Source organism: Malikia spinosa (assembly GCF_002980625.1).
GTDB lineage: Bacteria > Pseudomonadota > Gammaproteobacteria > Burkholderiales > Burkholderiaceae_C > Malikia > Malikia spinosa.
Map to the genome: position 1 here is coordinate 123307 of NZ_PVLR01000036.1, position 19296 is coordinate 142602.

General features: G+C 67.3%; 21 protein-coding genes. 19 read left to right on the forward strand and 2 right to left on the reverse strand.

The genetic code is table 11. The features are described from left to right. The first annotated feature begins 80 nt into the window (after positions 1–80). The 6 genes from C6P61_RS12675 (at position 81) to C6P61_RS12700 (ending at position 6455) form a co-directional block, all read left to right on the forward strand. The gene (locus C6P61_RS12675; RefSeq protein WP_105730284.1) at positions 81–1646 is read left to right on the forward strand and encodes an ABC transporter ATP-binding protein; all 1566 of its coding nucleotides are present in this window, start codon (positions 81–83) and stop codon (positions 1644–1646) included. Beyond that, on the forward strand, positions 1633–2688 hold the full coding sequence (locus C6P61_RS12680) for an ABC transporter permease (RefSeq protein ID WP_105730285.1): 1056 nt from the start codon (positions 1633–1635) through the stop codon (positions 2686–2688). The genes C6P61_RS12675 and C6P61_RS12680 overlap by 14 nt, the downstream gene beginning before the upstream one ends. A 1-nt stretch (position 2689) precedes the next feature. Then, the gene (locus tag C6P61_RS12685; RefSeq protein WP_105730286.1) at positions 2690–3610 is read left to right on the forward strand and encodes an ABC transporter permease; all 921 of its coding nucleotides are present in this window, start codon (positions 2690–2692) and stop codon (positions 3608–3610) included. A 69-nt stretch (positions 3611–3679) separates the two neighbouring features. After that, positions 3680–4810: a BMP family ABC transporter substrate-binding protein gene (locus C6P61_RS12690; protein WP_105730287.1), complete on the forward strand. Its 1131-nt coding sequence runs from the start codon at positions 3680–3682 to the stop codon at positions 4808–4810. A gap of 152 nt (positions 4811–4962) precedes the next feature. Further along, positions 4963–5292, forward strand: coding sequence for a hypothetical protein (locus tag C6P61_RS12695; RefSeq protein ID WP_105730288.1), 330 nt, complete (start codon positions 4963–4965; stop codon positions 5290–5292). 197 nt (positions 5293–5489) lie between these two features. Beyond that, a complete protein-coding gene (locus C6P61_RS12700; RefSeq protein WP_105730289.1) occupies positions 5490–6455 on the forward strand; it encodes a TerC family protein in 966 nt (321 codons plus the stop codon). Between the two features lie 22 nt (positions 6456–6477). Here C6P61_RS12700 and C6P61_RS12705 read toward each other — a convergent pair whose 3' ends face one another. After that, a complete protein-coding gene (locus C6P61_RS12705; protein ID WP_105730290.1) occupies positions 6478–7392 on the reverse strand; it encodes a LysR family transcriptional regulator in 915 nt (304 codons plus the stop codon). Between the two features lie 94 nt (positions 7393–7486). Between C6P61_RS12705 and C6P61_RS12710 the strand changes: the two genes are divergently transcribed. From C6P61_RS12710 to C6P61_RS12750, 9 genes are all read left to right on the forward strand, one after another. Next, positions 7487–8515, forward strand: a complete 1029-nt coding sequence (locus C6P61_RS12710; RefSeq protein WP_105730291.1) for a sodium-dependent bicarbonate transport family permease — start codon at positions 7487–7489, stop codon at positions 8513–8515. A gap of 125 nt (positions 8516–8640) precedes the next feature. Beyond that, a complete protein-coding gene (locus C6P61_RS12715; RefSeq protein ID WP_105730292.1) occupies positions 8641–9690 on the forward strand; it encodes an adenosine deaminase in 1050 nt (349 codons plus the stop codon). Positions 9691–9769: 79 nt separating this feature from the next. After that, positions 9770–10921 carry an ABC transporter substrate-binding protein gene (locus C6P61_RS12720; protein WP_105730293.1) on the forward strand — a complete coding sequence of 384 codons (1152 nt, stop codon included), beginning with the start codon at positions 9770–9772 and terminating at the stop codon, positions 10919–10921. Positions 10922–10992: 71 nt separating this feature from the next. After that, positions 10993–11874, forward strand: coding sequence for a branched-chain amino acid ABC transporter permease (locus C6P61_RS12725; protein ID WP_105730294.1), 882 nt, complete (start codon positions 10993–10995; stop codon positions 11872–11874). Further along, positions 11874–12737 carry a branched-chain amino acid ABC transporter permease gene (locus C6P61_RS12730; RefSeq protein ID WP_105730295.1) on the forward strand — a complete coding sequence of 288 codons (864 nt, stop codon included), beginning with the start codon at positions 11874–11876 and terminating at the stop codon, positions 12735–12737. Before C6P61_RS12725 ends, C6P61_RS12730 begins: the two co-directional genes overlap by 1 nt. Positions 12738–12742: 5 nt before the next feature. Beyond that, entirely contained in the window at positions 12743–13537 is a 795-nt protein-coding gene (locus C6P61_RS12735) for an ABC transporter ATP-binding protein (RefSeq protein ID WP_105730296.1), read from the forward strand. Beyond that, positions 13534–14352, forward strand: a complete 819-nt coding sequence (locus C6P61_RS12740; RefSeq protein WP_105730297.1) for an ABC transporter ATP-binding protein — start codon at positions 13534–13536, stop codon at positions 14350–14352. Before C6P61_RS12735 ends, C6P61_RS12740 begins: the two co-directional genes overlap by 4 nt. Before the next feature lie 275 nt (positions 14353–14627). Then, entirely contained in the window at positions 14628–15260 is a 633-nt protein-coding gene (queE, locus tag C6P61_RS12745; RefSeq protein WP_105730298.1) for a 7-carboxy-7-deazaguanine synthase, read from the forward strand. Then, complete coding sequence (locus C6P61_RS12750; protein ID WP_105730299.1) at positions 15260–15649, forward strand: 6-carboxytetrahydropterin synthase; 390 nt, start codon at positions 15260–15262, stop codon at positions 15647–15649. The genes queE and C6P61_RS12750 overlap by 1 nt, the downstream gene beginning before the upstream one ends. A gap of 27 nt (positions 15650–15676) precedes the next feature. On the opposite strand, the gene C6P61_RS12755 is transcribed toward C6P61_RS12750, so the two are convergent. Further along, positions 15677–16189, reverse strand: coding sequence for a Fur family transcriptional regulator (locus C6P61_RS12755; protein ID WP_146115050.1), 513 nt, complete (start codon positions 16187–16189; stop codon positions 15677–15679). 94 nt (positions 16190–16283) lie between these two features. On the opposite strand from C6P61_RS12755, the gene C6P61_RS12760 reads away from it, so the two are divergent. The 4 genes from C6P61_RS12760 to C6P61_RS12775 are packed head-to-tail and all read left to right on the forward strand — an operon-like array spanning position 16284 to position 19078. Further along, the gene (locus C6P61_RS12760; protein ID WP_105730301.1) at positions 16284–16478 is read left to right on the forward strand and encodes a hypothetical protein; all 195 of its coding nucleotides are present in this window, start codon (positions 16284–16286) and stop codon (positions 16476–16478) included. Between the two features lies 1 nt (position 16479). Next, positions 16480–17244: a zinc ABC transporter ATP-binding protein AztA gene (gene aztA, locus C6P61_RS12765; protein WP_105730302.1), complete on the forward strand. Its 765-nt coding sequence runs from the start codon at positions 16480–16482 to the stop codon at positions 17242–17244. Then, the gene (locus C6P61_RS12770) at positions 17241–18146 is read left to right on the forward strand and encodes a metal ABC transporter permease (protein WP_244908915.1); all 906 of its coding nucleotides are present in this window, start codon (positions 17241–17243) and stop codon (positions 18144–18146) included. The genes aztA and C6P61_RS12770 overlap by 4 nt, the downstream gene beginning before the upstream one ends. Positions 18147–18151: 5 nt before the next feature. Continuing rightward, entirely contained in the window at positions 18152–19078 is a 927-nt protein-coding gene (locus C6P61_RS12775) for a metal ABC transporter solute-binding protein, Zn/Mn family (RefSeq protein ID WP_105730303.1), read from the forward strand. The last annotated feature ends 218 nt before the right edge of the window (positions 19079–19296 follow it).

The following is a 19296-nucleotide window of genomic DNA, read 5'->3' on the forward strand; positions in this document are numbered from 1 at the left end:
CCCTGCCCGGCAGGTCCGGCTGGCCCTGGGCCGCCCCTGCTGGCGAGCTTCGAGATTCCTTTCCGTCTCCGACCCCCCTTATGAGCAGTACCCCCAGACTCGAGCTCAGTGCCATCACCAAGCGCTATCCCGGCGTGGTGGCCAACGACAACGTCGCGCTCAGCGTCGAGCCCGGCAGCATCCACGCCGTGCTGGGCGAGAACGGCGCCGGCAAGTCGACGCTGATGAAGCTGATCTACGGCGTGGCCAAGCCCGATGCCGGCGTCATGCGCTTCAACGGCCAGCAGGTCCAGGTGCGCAACCCGCAGGAGGCGCGCGCGCTCGGCATCAGCATGGTGTTCCAGCATTTCAGCCTGTTCGATACGCTGACCGTGGCCGAGAACGTCTGGCTCGGCCTCGACAAGCACCTGAGCTTGCGCGAGGTGGTCGAGCGCATCGAGTCCAAGGCCAGCGAGTACGGGCTCGAGCTCGACCCGCGCCGGCCGGTGCACACGCTTTCGGTCGGCGAGCGCCAGCGGGTCGAGATCGTGCGTGCGCTGCTGACCCGGCCCCAGCTGCTGATCCTCGACGAGCCGACCTCGGTGCTGACGCCGCAGGCGGTCGAGAGCCTGTTCGTGGTGCTGCGCCAGCTCGCTGCCGAGGGCTGCTCGATCCTCTACATCAGCCACAAGCTGCACGAGATCCGCGAACTCTGCCGCGCCTGCACCGTGATGCGCGCCGGCCGGGTGGTCGGCCATTGCGACCCGAGCCGCGAGACCAATGCCTCGCTGAGCCGGCTCATGATGGGCTCCGAGCCCGAGCTGCTGCGCGCACGCGACCAGGCGCCGGGCGAGCTGATGCTCGACGTGCGCGAGCTGCAACTGGCCAGTGAGGACCCCTTCGGTACCGACCTGCATGGGATCTCGCTCCAGGTGCGCGCGGGCGAGGTGGTCGGCATCGCCGGTGTCTCGGGCAACGGCCAGGGCGAGCTGCTGTGCGCGCTCTCGGGCGAGGACCGGCGCGCGGCGCCCGGCAGCGTGCAGCTGGCTGGCGTCGACCTGTCGCAGGCCAGCCCCGGACTGCGGCGCAAGCATGGGCTACATTTCGTGCCCGAGGAAAGGCTGGGGCGCGGTGCGGTGCCGACCCTGGGCCTGGCGCACAACCTGCTGCTGACCCGGCACGACGCGGTCGGCCCGCTGGGCTGGCTCAGGCTGGGCGTGCTGCGCGCGCAGGCCGACGAGATCATCGCGCGCTACAAGATCAAGGCCGGCGGCCCCGATGCGGTCGCGCGCTCGCTGTCAGGAGGCAATTTGCAGAAATTCATTGTCGGTCGCGAGATCGATTGCAATCCCCGCGTGCTGATCGTGAGTCAGCCGACCTGGGGCGTCGATGTCGGCGCCGCCGCCCATATCCGCTCCGAGATCCTGGCTCTGCGCGACGCCGGCTGTGCCGTGCTGGTGGTCAGCGAGGAGCTCGACGAGCTGTTCGAGATCAGCGATCGGCTGCACGTGATCGCCGATGGCCGGCTCTCGCCGTCGGTGCCGCGCGCCGAGGCCACGGTCGAGCGCATCGGCGCCTGGATGTCGGGCTTATGGCCTTCTGAGTCGGACCAGCCGGCCCCGCAAGGCCTGAACGCAGCACGGGAGGCCGCTGATGCTCAGGGTTGAACTGCGCGCCCAGCCCTCCAAGGTCTGGAGCTATGCCTCGCCGCTGCTGGCGCTGGCGCTGACGGTGCTGATCGGCATGGCGTTGTTCATGCTGCTCGGCAAGGACCCGCTGCGCGGCCTGCAGGTCTTCTTCTGGGAGCCGATCCGCACCCCCTACGCGATCGGCGAACTGCTGCTCAAGGCTACGCCGCTGCTGCTGATCGCGCTCGGGCTGGCGGTGTGCTTTCGCTCCAATGTCTGGAACATCGGCGCCGAGGGCCAGTTCGTGCTCGGTGCGCTGGCTGCCGGTGGTGTCGCCCTGCTGGCCGGTCCCGACAGTGGGCGCTGGATGGTGCTGGCCGTGCTGCTGGCCGGTGTCGCGGGCGGCATGGTCTGGGCCGGCCTGACCGCCTGGTTGCGCGACCGTTTCCATGCCAACGAGATCCTGGTCAGCCTGATGCTGGTCTATGTCGCGATCCAGTTGCTCGGCTTCCTGGTCTACGGGCCCTGGAAAGATCCGCTGGGCTACAACTTCCCGCAGACCAAGACCTTCGAGGCGGCCGCGCGCATCCCGCGCCTGTTCGACGGCTCGCGCCTGAACATCGGCCTGCCGATCGCGCTGGTGCTGGCCGCGGGCATCTGGCTCTATCTGTTTCGCACCCTGTCGGGCTTTGCCCAGCAGGTCGGCGGGCTGGCGCCGGCGGCGGCGCGCTTTGCCGGCTTCTCGTCGCGGCGCGCGCTCTGGATCGCGCTGCTGACTTCGGGCGGATTGGCCGGCCTGGCCGGCGCGCTCGAGGTCGCCGGCCCGCTCGGCCAGCTCACGCCCTATGTCCCGGCCGGTTATGGCTTTGCTGCCATCATCGTTGCCTTCGTCGGCCGGTTGCATCCGGTCGGCATCGTGCTGTCAGCCCTGCTGATGAGCATGTTCTACATCGGCGGCGAACTCGCGCAGTCGCGCCTGGGTTTTCCGAAGTCGATCACCGGCGTGTTCCAGGGCCTGCTGCTGTTCTCGCTGCTGGCCTGCGACACCCTGGTCGCCTATCGCATCAAATGGGGGAAATGAGATGGAACAAAGCGCACTGCTGCTGGCTTCCTCGCTCAACGCGGGCACGGTGCTCGCGATCGCTGCGCTCGGTCTGCTGATCAACGAGAAGGCTGGTGTCGTCAACCTGGGCGCCGAGGGCATGATGCTGTGCGCCGCGCTGGCCGGCTTCGCGACCGTGGTTGCCACCGGCAGCCAGACCCTGGGCCTGCTCGCCGGCATGCTGGCGGGCCTGCTGCTCGCGGCGCTGTTCGGCCTGCTGGTGATCTGGCTCAACACCAACCAGTACGCCACCGGACTGGCGCTGAGCCTGTTCGGCGCCGGTTTCTCGGCCTTCGCCGGTACCGGCTATGTGCAGGCCAAGCTGCCCGAGCAGGGGCCGTTCGCGGTCCCGCTGCTGTCTGACCTGCCCTGGTTCGGCCCGGCGCTGTTTCGCCACCATCCGCTGGTCTATGGAGCGCTGGCGCTGGTGCTGTTGCTGGTCTGGTGGCTGTACCGCACCCGCAGCGGCCTGATCCTGCGCAGCGTCGGCGAGAGCCCCGAATCGGCCCATGCGCTGGGCTATCCGGTGCGGCGCATCCGCCTGGGTGCGGTGCTGGCCGGCGGCGCGCTGTGCGGCCTGGCGGGCGCCTATGTCTCGACCTACTACACGCCGCTCTGGGTCGAGGGCATGATCGCGGGCAAGGGCTGGATCGCGCTGGCGCTGACCACCTTTGCCACCTGGCGCCCGGCACGCATCCTGCTTGGGGCTTACCTGTTCGGCGCCGTCACCATGGTCCAGTTCCACCTGCAGGGCCAGGGCATCAACCTGCCGAGCCAGTTCTTGACCATGCTGCCTTATTTGGCGACGATCCTGGTGCTGGTGCTGATCTCGCGCAACCCGCAGTGGATACGCATCAACATGCCGGCTTCGCTCGGCAAGCCGTTCTACCCCGGGGCCTGAACGGTCCCGCAGTCAGCGTTTTTCGCCCGCCTTTCACTGCCTTTCAACACTTGTCCTGAAGGATTCGACATGACAGACCATTCCAAGCGCCACTGGGTCCAACTCGTCGCGCTGTCCACGCTCGCCGCCGCTGCGCTGGTCGCCTGCGGCAAGAAGGAAGAGCCGGCCCCCGTGGCTGCGCCGGCCCCGGCCAAGCCCGAGCCGCTCAAGGTGGCCTTCGCCTATGTCGGCCCGGTCGGCGACGGCGGCTGGAGCTTCGCGCACGACAACGCGCGCAAGGCGCTCGAAGCCGAGTTCGGCGACAAGATCCAGACCAGCTTCGTCGAGAGCGTGCCCGAGGGCGCCGACGCCGAGCGCGTGTTCCGCGACCTGGCCGCGCAGGGCAACAAGATCGTGCTGGGCACCAGCTTTGGCTACATGGAGCCGATGATCAAGGTCGCGGCCGAATTCAAGGACGTCAAGTTCGAGCATGCCACCGGCTACAAGACGGCCGAGAACCTGCGCACCTACGACAGCCGCACCTACGAAGGCGCCTACATGGCCGGCGTCATCGCGGGCGGCATGACCAAGAGCAATACCCTGGGCGTGGTGGCCTCGGTGCCGATCCCCGAGGTGATCCGCAACATCAACAGCTTCACGCTCGGCGCGCAGTCGGTCAACCCCAAGGTCAAGACCCGCGTGGTCTGGGTCAACAACTGGTTCGATCCGCCGAAGGAGACCGAGGCCGCGACCTCGCTGATCAACGGCGGTGCCGACGTGCTGATGCAGAACACCGATTCCTCGGCCGTGCTGCAGACCGCCGACAAGCTCGGCAAGCGCGGCTTCGGCTGGGATTCGGACATGACCGCCTACGGCCCCAAGGCCCACCTGGGCTCGGCCGTCATCAACTGGGGTCCCTATTACAAGAAGACCGTGGCCGATGCGCTGGCCGGCAGCTGGACCACCGGCCAGGCCTGGTGGGGCGTCAAGGAAGGCGCGATCGACCTGGTCTCGATCGCCGACGACGTGCCGGCCGAGCTCAAGCAGAAGGTCGATGCCGTCAAGGCCGGCCTGAAGGACGGCAGCTTCGCGATCTGGAAGGGCCCGATCCTCGACCAGTCCGGCAAGGAACTGCTGGCCAAGGATGTCGTGGCCGACGACGCCTTCCTGGGCGGCATCAAGTTCTACGTCAAGGGCGTCGAAGGCAAGCTGCCGAACTGAGCGCTACCGCCAGTCTGAAAGCCGCCCGGGTTATTGCCAGCCCGGGCGGCTTTTTCAGTTTTTTACGAAATTAAACTGAGTAAATTTCTGCTTTTACATAGGGTTTGGTGGCCTTAAGCTGAAAGCTCTTCATCCCCACAGGAGCTCAAGCCATGAATGTTTTGATCGAATCCTCACGCAGCGGCGAGCCCCAGGTCTGGCGCCAGCAGGTCGAGCAGCGGGTCCGCCTGGTGCTGCAGCGGCTGCAGGGTCAGGTGCAGCAGGCACGCATCAGCCTGCGCGACATCAACGGCCCCAAGGGTGGCGTGGACAAGCAGTGCCAGATCATGCTGACCACTGCGGGCCATGGCCGGCTGGTCATCATCGCCAAGGCCGAGGATGCACAAGGGGCGCTCAACCAGGCGCTGCAGCGCGCCACCCATACCCTGGCCCGCCTGTGGCAGCGCAAGCGTCGGCCGATGCGCCAGGTCAGCCTGGCCTGATTCCTTTTCAACCCTGTTTTCCCTTCAAGGGGAGTAGCGGGCGGTCCGCGTCTTGCCAGATGCGGATTCGCGATGTACACCGTCAATGCGTGGCTCCTGCCAAGGCCACCGGTGGCATCAGGTCCAGGTGGTTTGCCTGGTGCCCTCGCAAGACCTTGTGCCGGCGTGACGATCACACCCTTGCGAGGTAACGCGACATGAGCACCATTGCACCCCTCTGGCTCTGGCTGGTTTTCGTGGCCTTTGTGCTGGCCGCGCTGTTTGTCGACTTCTGGGTCCTGAAGAAGCAGGGCGCGCACGAGGTCAGCCTGAAGGAGGCCATACGCTGGTCCATGCTCTGGGTCGCGCTGAGCTTCGTCTTCAACGCCCTGATATGGTGGGCGATCCGCGACCAGACCGGCTCGGTTGACATGGCCAACGAGAAGTCGCTCGAGTTCCTGACCGGCTACCTGATCGAGAAAAGCCTGGCGGTTGACAACATCTTCCTGTTCCTGATGATCTTCAGCTACTTCGCGGTGCCGCCGGCGTACCAGAAGCGGGTGCTGATGATCGGCATCATTGGCGCGATCGTGCTGCGCACGGCGATGATCCTGATCGGCAGCTGGCTGCTGGCCCAGTTCCACTGGATCCTGTACCTGTTCGGTGCCTTCCTGATCCTGACCGGCATCAAGATGTGGCTGGCCGCCGGCCAGGAGGCCGACTTGGAGGACAACCCTGCGCTCAAGCTGCTGCGCCGGGTGCTGCCGGTCAGCCGCCACTACGATGGCGAGCGCTTCTGGACGGTCGAGAACGGCCAGCGCATCGCCACCCCGCTGCTGATGGTGATCTGCCTGATCGGCTTCACCGACGTGGTGTTCGCGGTCGATTCGATTCCGGCCATCTTCGCCATCACCAACGACCCCTTCATCGTGCTGACCAGCAATGTGTTCGCGATCCTGGGCCTGCGTGCGATGTACTTCATGCTGCAGGCGGCTGCCGGCAAGTTCCACCTGCTCAACTACGGCCTGGCGCTGATCCTGGTCTTCATCGGTGGCAAGATGGTCATCATCGACTTTTACAAGATCCCGGTGCTGCTGTCGCTGGGCGTCGTGCTGGGCATCCTGGCCATTACCATGGTCTGGAGCATCAAGACCACGCCGCCTTCGAACCGCACCGAAAAGTGACGGGACGCCAGCGGGCAGGCCGTCAAGCCTGCTGGCGCCACTGGTACCACTCGCGCGCGGTGTGCTCGATATGCTCGAGCAGCACCTGGGCCAGCGGTGACAGCCGCTTGCCGCGCGGATAGAGCGTCCACCACTGCGACTGCAGCGGAAAGCCCTGCACGTCGAGCAGCGCGAGCTGGTCCTCGGCCGGGTGCAAGGCCAGCGCGTGGCGCGAAATGATGGCCAGGCCCATGCCACCCGCGACCGCCTGCTTGATTGCCTCGTTGCTGCCGAGCTCAAGCCGGACCCGGGGCTTGAAGCCCTCGCGGCTGAAATGCGAGTCGCAGCTCAGCCGGGTGCCCGAGCCCGGTTCGCGCAGGATGAAGCGTTCGTCGCCCAGCTCGGCCAGGGCGATCTGGCGCCGCTGCACCAGCGGATGCGACTCGGGGGCGATGACTACCAGCGGGTTGGGCAGGAAGTCGTGGCGTTCGAGCTCCATGTGCTCGGGCGGCATCGACATGATGTAGAGGTCGTCCCGGTTGTCGCGCAGCCGGGCCACCACGCCGTCGCGGTTGAGCACCTCGAGCGCGACATCGACATCCGGGTGGCTGCTGCAGAAGCTGCCGAGCAGGCGCGGCACGAAGTACTTGGCGGTGCTGACCACCGCCAGGCGGACCCGACCGCGCGTGAGCCCCTTCATCGCGTCGATGCGCTGGCCGAAGGTCGACCATTCGTCGACCATGGCGCGTGCGGTCTCGGCCAGCGTCTCGCCGGCGGCGGTCAGATGGAGCTTCTTGCCGATCTGCTCGTACAGCGGCAGCCCGACCGCCTCGGACAGCTCGCGCAGCTGGATCGACACCGTCGGCTGGGTCACATGGCAGGCCCTTGCGGCCGCGGTGATGCTGCCATGCTCGGCCAGCGCCAGGAACAGGCGCAGCTGGCGAAAGGTTGCATTCATAGAAAAAACTCTATTGTTTTCATAAAAATAAAAGATTTTTACTAATCGATTTTATTCACTACCATCGCGCCGTTTCCAACCAAGAAGGTGCGACATGCAAAACCTCCTCGATCCGGCCATCCTGTTCTTTGTCTTCGGCGTGCTGGCCGGGCTGCTCAAGTCCAACCTCGAAATCCCGCCCGCGATCTCGCGCTTCCTGTCGCTCTACCTGCTGATGGCGCTCGGGCTCAAGGGCGGTTTTGCGCTGGCCCGGTCGGGCTTGAACGCCGAGGTCGCGACCACCCTGGGCTGCGCGGTCGCGCTGGCCGTGATCGTGCCGCTGCTGGGCTACCAGATCATGCGGCGCTTCCTGAACGGCTATGACGCGGCGGCGATCGCGGCCACCTATGGCTCGGTCAGCGCGGTGACCTTCATCACCACGCTGCAGTACCTCGAGAGCCGTGGCCTGCCTTACGGCGGCCACATGGCGGCGGCGATGGCGCTGATGGAGTCGCCCGCCATCATCCTGGCGGTGCTGCTGGCCAACCGGTTGCGCCAGCGCACTGCGGTGGCCCGGACCGGCGTGGTGCATGCCGGCGCCGGTGTGCTGGCGCTGGGCGGTGCGCCGGCGCCGGAGTCGGTGCCGAACCCGGTGTCCCTGGGCCAGTTGCTGCACGAGGCCTTCACCGACGGCGCCCAGCTCTTGCTGCTGGGTGCCATGCTGGTCGGCGTGCTGACCGGGGCCGAGGGCGAGGCGATGATGGCGCCGTTCTCGGTCGACCTGTTCAAGGGCATGCTGGCCTTCTTCCTGCTCGACATGGGCCTGACGGCGGCGCGTCAGCTGGCCCAGCTCGGCCGGCCTTCGCCCTTGCTGCTGCTCTACGCCGTCGCCGGGCCGCTGCTGCATGCCAGCCTGGCGCTCGGTCTGGCGCTGGCCTTCGGCATCGAGCCGGGCAACGGTGCCTTGCTGATGGTGCTGGCCGCCAGCGCCTCCTACATCGCGGTGCCGGCGGCGTTGCGTTACGCGATTCCCGAAGCCTGGCCGGCGCTCTACCTCGGGTTGTCGCTCGGCGTCACCTTTCCGTTCAATCTGCTGCTCGGCATTCCGCTCTATGTGACGCTGGCCTGGAGGCTGCTGGCCTGAGTCCTGGCCGGGTGCCAGGCAACAGGCGGGTTGCAGTTTTCCCGTGCCGGCGGGCGGCGCAGCGGGGCCTTTCTGCTACGCTGAGCGCCGGACCGGCCATCGCCGGCACAAGTAGGAGTCCCGCCATGTTCAAGATCCCGCATATCGCCCCCGACCGTCTGCCCAGTGTGTTGCGCCTGATGCCCAAGGCCGAGCTGCATGTCCACATCGAAGGCACGCTCGAGCCCGAGCTGATCTTCAAGCTGGCGCAGCGCAACCATGTCAGCCTGCCCTATGCCAGCGTCGAGGCGCTGCGCGCGGCCTACCAGTTCAGCGACCTGCAGAGCTTTCTCGACCTCTATTACGCGGGCGCCAGCGTGCTGCTGCACGAGCAGGATTTCTTCGACATGGCCTGGGCCTATCTCGACAAGGCCGCCGCCGACAATGTGGTGCATGCCGAGATCTTCTTCGACCCGCAGACGCATACCGCGCGCGGCGTGCCGATGGAGACCCTCATCAAGGGGCTGCACCATGCCTGCCAGCGCGCGCACCAGGAGTTCGGCCTGAGTGCCAAGCTGATCCTGTGCTTCCTGCGCCACCTGAGCGAGGAAGATGCCTTCGCCACGCTGGAGGCGGCGCTGCCGTTCCGTCATTACTTCATCGGCGTCGGGCTCGATTCGAGCGAGCTCGGTCATCCGCCGGCCAAGTTCGAGCGTGTCTTTGCCAGATGCCGCGAGCTCGGCCTGCATGTGGTCGCGCATGCGGGCGAGGAGGGCCCGCCCGAGTACATCCACCAGGCGCTCGATCTGCTGAAAGCCGAGCGCATCGACCACGGCGTGCAGGCGGTGCGCGATCCGGCCCTCATGCAGCGGCTGGCCGAGGAACGCGTGCCGCTGACGGTCTGCCCGCTGTCCAACATCAAGCTGTGCGTGTTCCCGACGCTGGCCCAGCACAACCTGAAAAGCCTGCTCGACGCCGGCCTGTGCGTGACGGTCAACTCGGATGACCCGGCCTATTTCGGCGGCTATGTCAACGAAAACTATGTCGAGCTGTTCGCGGCGCTTGGGCTCGAGCCCCGGCATGCCTACCAGCTCGCCTTCAACAGCTTCGAGGCCAGCTTTGCCGATGCGGCGCAGAAGAAGGCCTGGGAGCATGGGCTCAAGGCCTTCTTCGAGCGGCTGCGCGAGCAGGACTGAAGTCTTGAGGGCGGGCGATACAATGACCGGCTCTGCCGGCCAGGCCGGTCTCCCCCCGCAATCCCTGGAGATGTCCCCCATGAATCTGTCCCTGTTCAAGACCTCCTTGCTGGCCGTCGCGGCCACCCTGGCCTGTTCGGCCCAGGCTGCCGACCTCAAGATCGGTGTCGCCGAGGCCCTGTCGGGTGGCGCGGCCCAATATGGCGCAGCGATCCGCAACGGTTTCCAGCTGGCGGCCGAGCAGATCAACGCGGCGGGCGGCGTCAACGGCAACAAGATCCAGCTCGTGATCGAGGATGAGCAGGGCAAGAAGGAAGAGGCGATCAACGTCTTCAAGAAGCTGGTGTTCCAGGACAAGGTGCTGATGATCTTCGGCCCGACGCTGTCGAACTCGGCCCAGGCCGCCAATCCGATCGCGCAGGCATCCAAGACCGTGGTGTTCGGCACCTCGAACACGGCTGACGGCATCACCTCGATCGGCGACTATGTGTTCCGCAACTCGGTGACCGAGGCCGACGTGCTGCCCGAGACGCTCAAGATGGCGATCAAGAAGGGCAACATCAAGAAGGTCGCCGTGCTCTACGGCAACGACGATGTCTTCACCAAGAGCGGCTACGACAACTTCAAGAAGGCGCTGGCCGACCTGAACCTGCCGGTCACGACCACCGAGACCTTCGCCAAGGGCGATGTCGACTTCAAGGCCCAGCTGACCAAGATCAAGGCCGGCAATCCCGATGCGATCGTGCTGTCGGCGCTGATCGCCGAGGGCGGCCCGATCATGGTGCAGGCGCGCCAGCTCGGTCTCAACATTCCCTTCATCGGCGGCAACGGCATGAACTCGGTCAAGGTGTTCGACCTGGCCAAGGACAAGTCCGACGGCCTCTATGTCGGCAGCCCGTGGTCGATCGAGAACCAGACCGAGACCAACCGCAAGTTCGTCGTCGCCTACACGGCCAAGTACAAGATGGCGCCCGACCAGTTCGCGGCCCAGGCCTATGACGGGCTCCATATCGCGACCCAGGCCTTGAAGACCGTCAAGCTCAGCGGCAACCTGGCGGCCGACCGCACGGCGCTGCGCGATGCGCTGCCGGCCGTCAAGTGGACCGGCGCGACCGGCGCCTTCCAGTTCCGCCGCGCCAGCGACAAGGCCGGCAAGCCCGCCGGCTACGACGCCCAGCAGGCTGCCATCGTCAGCGTGACCCAGGCCGGCCGCTTCGTGATCCAGAAGTAAGCGGCTGGATTCCCGGACGGCTTGGCCTGTGCGGCCAGCCGTCCTTTTGCTTTTTCAAGGAGGCTATTCCCGTGCTGGAACAGCAACTCGTCAATGCCTTGTCCCTGGGCAGCGTCTACGCGCTGTTCGCGCTTGGCTTCACTCTGATCTTCGGCGTGCTCGGCGTCGTCAACCTGTCGCATGGCGCGGTCTTCATGGTCGGCGCCTATGCGGCGCTGCAGGTGATCAACCATTTCGGTTTTCCGCTCTGGGCCGGCCTGCTGTTTGCCTTCCTGGTTTGCGGCTTGCTCGGGCTGGCGATCGACTTCCTGGTGCTCAAGCCGCTGCGCGCGCGCGGTGCGCCGCACCTGATTCCGATGATCGCCACCATCGGCGTCGGCATCGCGATCAACAGCGCGATGCAGGGCATCTTCGGCGCCGAGAACCTGCGCTTTCCGGCCGGCACGGTGTCGGAGGAGTCGCTCACGCTCGGCGGCCTGCACCTGACCGCGCTCGAGCTCGGCATCGTGCTGCTGTCCTTCGTGCTGATGGGCGCGCTGATGCTGTCGCTCAAGCGCACCCAGCTCGGGCGCGCCATGCGCGCGATCGCCGAGTCGCCCAAGGCGGCCTATCTGCTCGGCATCAACGTCGAGGGCCTGTTCTACCTGACCTCGTTCGCGGCGGCCGGTCTGGGCGGGCTGGCCGGCGTGCTGATCGGGCTCTACTCGAACGCGCTGTTCCCGCTGATGGGCCAGCCGATGCTGCACAAGGGCATCGCGGTCATCATCCTGGGCGGCCTCGGTGATGTGCGCGGCGCCATGCTGGGCGGCCTGTTCCTCGGGCTGGCCGAGGTGCTGTCGATTGCCTATATCGGCTCCGACATGCGCGACGCGGTCGCCTTCGGTTTCCTGTTCCTGGTGCTGCTGCTGCGGCCCAAGGGTTTGTTCGGTTCACTGCAGGAGCGCAAGGTCTGATGGAAGCGTTCGACAATTTCTGGGCCGTCTACAGCAACCTGGTGCTCACGCTGGGCACCAACGCGCTGCTGGCGTTGTCCATCTACCTGACCCTGTCTTGCGGCATGCTCGCGATGGCCAATGCCGCCTTCATGGGCATCGGGGCCTATGCGGCGGCGCTGCTGACGATGAACTTTGATGCGCCGTTCACGCTGGCGCTGGCCGGCGGCATGGCCGCACCGGCGCTGGCCGCGTTCGCGATCGGCCAGCCGACGCTGCGGCTGTCGGGCGTCTACCTGGCCATGGCCACGCTGGCCTTCGGCGAGGTGGTGCGGATCGCGATTCTCAACACCGAGAGCGTCACCGGCGGCGCGCTCGGCCTGAACGGCATTCCGCCCTCGACCCAGTGGTGGCATGTCGCGCTGGCGCTGGCCTTGGTGCTGTTCGGCCTCTGGCGCCTGAACCGCTCGCGCATCGGGCGCGCCTTCGAGGCGATCAAGGAGGATGACACCGCGGCCGGTCTGATGGGCATCGATGTCGCCGGCCACAAGCTGCTGGCCTTCGTGCTCGGCGCGATGATTGCCGGCCTGGCCGGTGCGCTCAACGCGCACCTGACCTTCTTCATCGGCCCGAACGAGTACGGCTTTGACCGTGGGGTCGAGATCCTGACCATGGCGATCCTGGGCGGCATCAACGGCCTGCTCGGTCCGGTGCTGGGTGCGGTGACCCTGACGCTGCTGCCCGAGCTGCTGCGCTCGCTCAACGACTTCCGTCTGGTCTTCAACGGCCTGATCCTGGTGCTGATCGTGCTGTTCCTGCCCCAGGGCGTCTGGGACCCGGTGCGCCTGCGTCAATGGTTCAAGCGCAAAGGGGGCCAAGCATGAGTACCTTGCTCGAACTCAACGGCGTCGAGCGCCATTTCGGCGGCCTCAAGGTGCTGCAGGGCGTCAACCTGGCGATCCCGCAGGGCGGCGTGTTTGGCCTGATCGGCCCCAACGGCGCCGGCAAGACCACGGTGTTCAACCTGATCACGGGCCTGCAGCAGCCCGACGGCGGCGCGATCCGCTTCGACGGCCGCGACCTGTCCGGCCTCAAGCCGCACCAGATCACCCGGCTCGGCCTGGCGCGCACCTTCCAGAACATCCGCATCTTCAAGGGCATGTCCTTGCTCGAGAACGTGATGGTCGGCCAGCATTCCCATCTGCGCTATGGCGCGCTGGGTCTGCTGCTGGCCAGCGCGGGCTTCAGGGCCCAGGAGCAGCGCGCACGCGAACGGGCGCGCGAGCTGCTGTCCTGGGTCGGCCTGGAGTCGCAGGCCGACGAGGTGGCCGACAAGCTGTCCTACGGCGACCAGCGCAAGCTCGAACTGGCGCGCGCGCTGGCGACCGAGCCGCGCCTGCTGCTGCTCGACGAGCCGGTGGCCGGCATGAACAGCGCCGAGAAGGTCGAGATCATGGCCGTGATCCGTGCCATCGCCGCGCGCGGCTTCACCGTGTTCATGATCGAGCACGACATGAAGTTCGTCATGGGCCTGTGTGAGCAGATCGCGGTGCTGAACTTCGGCCAGATCATCGCGCTGGGCAATCCCGAGCAGATCCGCACCAACCCGCAGGTGATCGAGGCCTATCTGGGCCGCGATGACGATGAAGCCGGCCCCGCGCCGAGCCAAGGAGAGCGCGCATGAGCACGCCGCAACAAGATCAATCCCAGCTCAGCGACGACCTGGCCGTGGCCGCTGGCGCCAGCCCGCACCACGAGGCACCCGCGCACGCCAGCCAGCTCGGCCAGCCGCTGCTGCAGGTGCGCGACCTGCAGGTCGCCTACGGCCAGATCGAGGCGGTCAAGGGCATCAGCTTCGAGCTGCCGCTGGGCCGGATCACGACCCTGGTCGGCGCCAACGGGGCCGGCAAGTCGACCACGCTGCTGGCGCTGTCGGGCCTGGTCAGGAAGAGCGGCGGCAGCGTCGATTTCGACGGCCAGGACCTGAGCGCGATGGCGCCGCACCGCATCGTGCGCAGCGGCGTGGTGCAGGTGGCCGAGGGCCGTGCGACGCTGACCACGCTGACGGTGCACGAGAACCTTGAGCTCGGCGCCTACACCCGGCGCATCGGCAAGGCCGAGCGCGAGGCCGAGATCGAGCGCATCTACCAGCTGTTCCCGCGCCTGAAGGAGCGCGCGCGCGGCCTGGCCGGCAACCTGTCGGGCGGCGAGCAGCAGATGCTGGCAATCGGTCGCGCGCTGATGGCCAAGCCGCGCCTGCTGCTGCTCGACGAGCCCTCGATGGGGCTGGCGCCGATCATCGTGCAGGATATCTTCCGCACCCTGCGCGAGATCAACCGCAGCGGCCTGACCATCTTCCTGGTCGAGCAGAACGTGCGCCAGGCGCTCAAGATCGCCGACCGGGCCTATGTGCTCGAGACCGGCCGCATCGTGCTCGAAGGCAGCGGCCAGCAGCTGCTGGGCGACCCCAAGGTGCAGGAAGCCTATCTGGGCCATTGACGCGTTGATGCATTGACGGTGGCCGCAGGCGGCTGGCGCTGCCCGGCGCTCGCCTGCAGCCACCGCCTCGGTGCGTTAAAATCTGACACCTGAGCCCGCTGCCCCGGCGGGCTCATTCTTTTTCAAGCCGGGGCCATGTCGAGGAACACCATGTTCAAAACCTCGCTGTCGCGTTCGCGGCCGCCAGCCCTTGCTTTTCCGTCCGCTGTCTCTTGCCGGCCTGCCGTCGCAGCCGGATCGAGCCGTCACGCCGCTGTGCCGGTAGGGGAGCGGGCATGACTTATTCGGTCAAGGAAATCTTCTACACCCTGCAGGGCGAAGGCCTGCGCGCCGGCCGCTCGGCGGTGTTCTGCCGCTTTGCCGGCTGCAACCTCTGGAGCGGGCGCGAGCAGGACCGCGCCAGCGCCATCTGCCGCTTCTGCGACACCGACTTCGTCGGCACCGACGGCACGCTGGGCGGCAAGTTTGCCGAGGCGGCCGAGCTGGCCGCGCGCATCGCCACGCTCTGGCCCGAGGGGCGGGGCCAGCGCTATGTGGTGCTGACCGGCGGCGAACCGCTGCTGCAGGTCGACTCGGCGCTGATCGACGCGCTGCACGCGCAGGGCTTCGAGGTCGCGGTCGAGACCAATGGCTCGATCGAGGCGCCCACCGGCATCGACTGGATCTGCGTCAGCCCCAAGGCCGGCGCGCCGCTGCTGCAGACCTCGGGTCAGGAGCTCAAGCTGGTCTGGCCCCAGCCCGGACTCGATCCGGCTGAACTGGGCCGGCTCGACTTCGAGCATTTCCTGCTGCAGCCGATGGACAACCCGGCCCAGGCCGCCAACACCCAGGCCTGCATCGCCTATTGCCAGGCGCACCCGCAGTGGCGGCTGTCGCTGCAGACCCACAAGATCCTGGAGATCCGTTGATGAGTGCCGCCTACACCCCGCGTCCGGCGCGCTGCGAGCTGTCGCAGCGCTTCTATTTCGAGGCCGCCCACACGCTCGAGCGCAGCATTGATGCCGAGGGCAGCCGCCGCATCCACGGCCATACCTACCATGCCGAGGTCACGCTGCTGGGCAATCCCGATCCGGCCAGCGGCATGCTGGTCGACCTGGCCTACCTGCGGCGCGAGGTCGAGCGGCTGCGCGACCGGCTCGACCACCGCTTCCTCGACGAAGTCGCGGGCCTGGGCCCGGCGACGCTGGAAAACCTGTGCGCCTTCATCCGCGCCGACCTCGAACCGGTGTTTCCGCAGCTGTGCGCGGTCAGCGTCGAGCGCCAGGCCAGCGGCGACCGCTGCCGCCTGAGCTGGTAAGGGCGGAGTACCGGTCGCTGGCGTCGTTCAGCGACGGGCGAGCTGACCAGGGTTGGGCTGACAGCCGGCGCAGGTACCGTGGATCGCCAGTTCCACCCGCTGCGCATGATGCCCCAGGTGCGCCAGCGCATCGAGCAGCTGGTGGGTGGCGGCACGGCTGCTCTGACTCGCTTCGGTGATGCGGAACTGGCGGTGGCAGGCATCGCACTCGAAGCGCGGCGCCTGGGCCTCGGCATCGCTGGCTGCCAGGTGAAAGCGCCAGCTGCGTGACGCGTCGTCCGGTTGGCGCTCCAGCAGTCCGGCCGCGGCCAGTCGGTCCAGCAGGCGGTAGAGCGTGACGCGGTTGCAGCGCAGTCCGCTGGCCTGCAGCGCGGCATCGACCTCGGCATGGGTCGGGCTCCAGCCGGAATCATGCAGGAACAGCTCCAGCACCCGCCGCGTGGCCTGGGTACGTCGCAAGCCAGCCCGCTCCAGGCAGGCCAGCCATTCGGGCGGCAAGCGGTCGGTCGGCATGGACGGGGAGGCTGGTGTGTCCGGCATGTGGGCATCATAACGCAACCCGGATGCGTTATGATGCCCAGATAATTGCAACCCAATTGCGATAGCTGCCCGCGCTGCCCAAACGCCTTTCCCGATGTCAGAACCGCACATCCATTCCCACTCCCATGATCATGGTCCGCAGGCGGCCGTCCCGCCTGTTGCGGCAGTCGCTGCCGGGCCGCGTGCGTCCTGGCTGCTGCATTCGGCCGCCCAGCGCCTGCTGGGCGCCGCGCTGGTCTGCATCGCACTGGTCGCCGCCATGCTGTGGGCCACTTCCGCACAGGCTTGACATGAATTCACGACCGGCCGCGATCGAGCTGCGCAACCTGACCCTGGGCTACGACAAGCACCCGGCGGTGCACCATGTCTCGCTGACCATAGCGCCGGGTGCGCTGGTTGCGATCGTCGGCCCCAATGGCGCCGGCAAGTCGACGCTGATCAAGGCGCTGGCCGGTCAGCTGCGTCCGCTGCAGGGCGCGCTCGACGGCCTGCGCGGCCAGCGCATTGCCTATCTGCCGCAGCAAGCCGGCATGGACCGCAGCTTTCCGGTCAGCGTGCAGGACATGGTCGCGATGGGCCTGTGGCACGAGGTCGGCGCCCTGGGCCGCTTCAGCGCCGCCCAGATGCAGCGCTGCCGCGACGCGCTGGCCCAGGTCGGCCTGGCCGGCTTCGAGAAGCGCGCGCTCGACACGCTGTCGGGCGGCCAGTTTCAGCGCACCCTGTTCGCACGCCTGATGCTGCAGGACGCGCCGGTGGTGCTGCTCGACGAGCCCTTCTCGGCGGTCGATGCGCGCACCACGGCCGACCTGATCGCACTGCTGCACCGCTGGCATCAGGCCGGCAAGACCGTGATCGCCGTGCTGCACGACCTGCCGCAGGTGCGCGACCATTTTCCGCTGACGATGATGATCGCGCGCGAGCTGGTGGCCTGGGGACCGACCGCCGAGGTGCTGACCGACGAGCATTGGCAGCGCGCCCAGGCCATGCACGAGGCCTTCGACGAGCAGGCGCCGGTCTGTCGCTCCGACGAGATCAGCCCGGGAGTGTTCCGATGAGTGTCGACATGCTGGACGGACTGAGCCTGGCCGGTCTCTGGGCGCTGCTGGTCGAGCCCTTCCTGGAATTCGGCTTCATGCGCCGCGCGCTGGCGGGCTGCCTGGCGCTGTCGGTCAGTGCCGCGCCGATGGGCGTGTTCCTGATGTTGCGCCGCATGAGCATGACGGGTGACGCGATGGCGCATGCCATCCTGCCTGGCGCGGCGATCGGCTATCTGTTTGCCGGCCTGTCGCTCGGCGCGATGACGATCGGCGGCATCGTCGCCGGCCTGGTGGTCGCGGTCGCCTCCGGCCTGGTCGCGCGCGGCACCGTGCTGCGCGAGGACGCGAGCATGGCGGCCTTCTACCTGATCTCGCTCGCGCTCGGGGTACTGATCGTCTCGACCCGCGGCAACAACGTCGATCTGCTGCATGTGCTGTTCGGCACCGTGCTGTCGCTCGACGATCCGGCACTGTGGCTGCTGGTTGGCATCGCGGGCTTCACGCTGCTGGGCCTGGCCGTGCTGTACCGGCCGCTGGTGCTCGAATGCCTGGACCCGGCCTTCCTGCGCTCGGTCAGCCGCTGGAGTCCGGTCAGCCATTACGGCTTCCTGGCGCTGCTGGTGATCAACCTGGTGGCGGGCTTTCATGCGCTCGGCACGCTGATGTCGGTCGGCCTGATGGTGCTGCCGGCGGCTGGCGCGCGTTTCTGGACCCGCGCCATCGGTCCGATGCTGGCGCTCGCGAGCGGCTTCGCGCTGCTGGCCTGCACCGTCGGCCTGCTGGTGTCCTACCACGCCGACTGGCCGACCAGCCCGGTGATCGTGATGGTGCTGGGCCTGCTCTACCTGGGTTCGCTGCTGGTCGGCCGTCAGGGTCTGCTGGGCCGGCTGTGGCGATCTCCTGTCCACTTGAAAGCTTGAATCCCATGCAACCTGTCTTCAAATCCCTTCGCCTGGCTGCCGTTTCGTTGGTCACCGCGGCTGGACTGTGCGCGCCGGCTGGCGCTGCCGAACCCGCGCTGCGGGTGGTTGCGAGCTTCAGCATCCTGGGCGACCTGGTGCGCCAGGTTGGCGGCGAGCGCGTCGCGGTCGAGGTGCTGGTCGGCCCGGGCAGCGACGCCCATGTCTACAGCCCCAAGCCCGCGCAGGCCAAGCAGGTCGGGCAGGCGCAGCTGGTGTTGTCCAACGGCATGGGCTTTGATGGCTGGATGGCGCGCCTGCTCAAGTCGGCCGGTTTCAAGGGTCGGCATGTGGTCGCGAGCGCCGGCATCCAGCCGCTCAAGGGCGCTGCCGACGAGCATGGCCATGGCCACGCGCATGCGGCGGCCGATCCGCATGTCTGGCAGGACGTGGCCCGGGTACGGGCCTATGTGAAGAACATTGCCCAGGGCCTTTGCGCGGCCGATGCAGCCGGTTGCGACAGTTACCGCAGCAATGCCGCTGCCTATGGCCAGCAGCTCGATGCGCTGGACCAGGAGATCCGCCGCGCCTGGAGTGCTATTCCTGCCCCGCAGAGGCTGGTGATCAGCTCGCACGATGCCTTCGGCTATTACGCGAGCGCCTATGGCGTGCGCTTTCTGGCGCCGCAGGGCGTGAGCACCGATTCCGAGGCCTCGGCCCAGGGCGTCGCGCGCCTGGTGCGCCAGATCCGCCAGGAAAAGGCCAGTGCGCTGTTCGTCGAGAGCATTGCCGACCCGCGCCTGATCGAGCAGATCGCGCGCGAGACCGGGCTCAAGGCTTCGAGCGAAGGGCTCTATTCGGATTCGCTGGCGCCCCAGGGCGAGGCCGCCAGCTACCTCGGCATGATGCGCTACAACACGCGCGTGCTGATTGCGGCGATCCAGCGGCGCTGATTACCCTCCAGGCCCTTGCTGAGGGGCCGAGGCTGGGGTGAGGCCGCGCGTCTCATGTCGTCTGCGGTGTGGCCGAGGCTGGGGTGAAACCGCTCGCCTCATACTGTCCGCTGCGCGGCCAGAAATCGGCTCACGGTTCCACCCCAGCCTCGGCCTGCCTGCCTGCCTGCCTGCCGTTTGTTTGGCTGGCTGGCCGGCCGGCTGAATTTCTGGCGCTG

Coding starts and splice junctions, on each gene's coding strand:
- C6P61_RS12675 (WP_105730284.1), top strand. CDS start 81: ATGAGCAGTACCCCCAGACTCGAGCTCAGTGCCATCACCAAGCGCTAT.
- C6P61_RS12680 (WP_105730285.1), top strand. CDS start 1,633: ATGCTCAGGGTTGAACTGCGCGCCCAGCCCTCCAAGGTCTGGAGCTAT.
- C6P61_RS12685 (WP_105730286.1), top strand. CDS start 2,690: ATGGAACAAAGCGCACTGCTGCTGGCTTCCTCGCTCAACGCGGGCACG.
- C6P61_RS12690 (WP_105730287.1), top strand. CDS start 3,680: ATGACAGACCATTCCAAGCGCCACTGGGTCCAACTCGTCGCGCTGTCC.
- C6P61_RS12695 (WP_105730288.1), top strand. CDS start 4,963: ATGAATGTTTTGATCGAATCCTCACGCAGCGGCGAGCCCCAGGTCTGG.
- C6P61_RS12700 (WP_105730289.1), top strand. CDS start 5,490: ATGAGCACCATTGCACCCCTCTGGCTCTGGCTGGTTTTCGTGGCCTTT.
- C6P61_RS12705 (WP_105730290.1), bottom strand. CDS start 7,392: ATGAATGCAACCTTTCGCCAGCTGCGCCTGTTCCTGGCGCTGGCCGAG.
- C6P61_RS12710 (WP_105730291.1), top strand. CDS start 7,487: ATGCAAAACCTCCTCGATCCGGCCATCCTGTTCTTTGTCTTCGGCGTG.
- C6P61_RS12715 (WP_105730292.1), top strand. CDS start 8,641: ATGTTCAAGATCCCGCATATCGCCCCCGACCGTCTGCCCAGTGTGTTG.
- C6P61_RS12720 (WP_105730293.1), top strand. CDS start 9,770: ATGAATCTGTCCCTGTTCAAGACCTCCTTGCTGGCCGTCGCGGCCACC.
- C6P61_RS12730 (WP_105730295.1), top strand. CDS start 11,874: ATGGAAGCGTTCGACAATTTCTGGGCCGTCTACAGCAACCTGGTGCTC.
- C6P61_RS12740 (WP_105730297.1), top strand. CDS start 13,534: ATGAGCACGCCGCAACAAGATCAATCCCAGCTCAGCGACGACCTGGCC.
- queE (WP_105730298.1), top strand. CDS start 14,628: ATGACTTATTCGGTCAAGGAAATCTTCTACACCCTGCAGGGCGAAGGC.
- C6P61_RS12750 (WP_105730299.1), top strand. CDS start 15,260: ATGAGTGCCGCCTACACCCCGCGTCCGGCGCGCTGCGAGCTGTCGCAG.
- C6P61_RS12755 (WP_146115050.1), bottom strand. CDS start 16,189: ATGCCGGACACACCAGCCTCCCCGTCCATGCCGACCGACCGCTTGCCG.
- C6P61_RS12760 (WP_105730301.1), top strand. CDS start 16,284: ATGTCAGAACCGCACATCCATTCCCACTCCCATGATCATGGTCCGCAG.
- aztA (WP_105730302.1), top strand. CDS start 16,480: ATGAATTCACGACCGGCCGCGATCGAGCTGCGCAACCTGACCCTGGGC.
- C6P61_RS12770 (WP_244908915.1), top strand. CDS start 17,241: ATGAGTGTCGACATGCTGGACGGACTGAGCCTGGCCGGTCTCTGGGCG.
- C6P61_RS12775 (WP_105730303.1), top strand. CDS start 18,152: ATGCAACCTGTCTTCAAATCCCTTCGCCTGGCTGCCGTTTCGTTGGTC.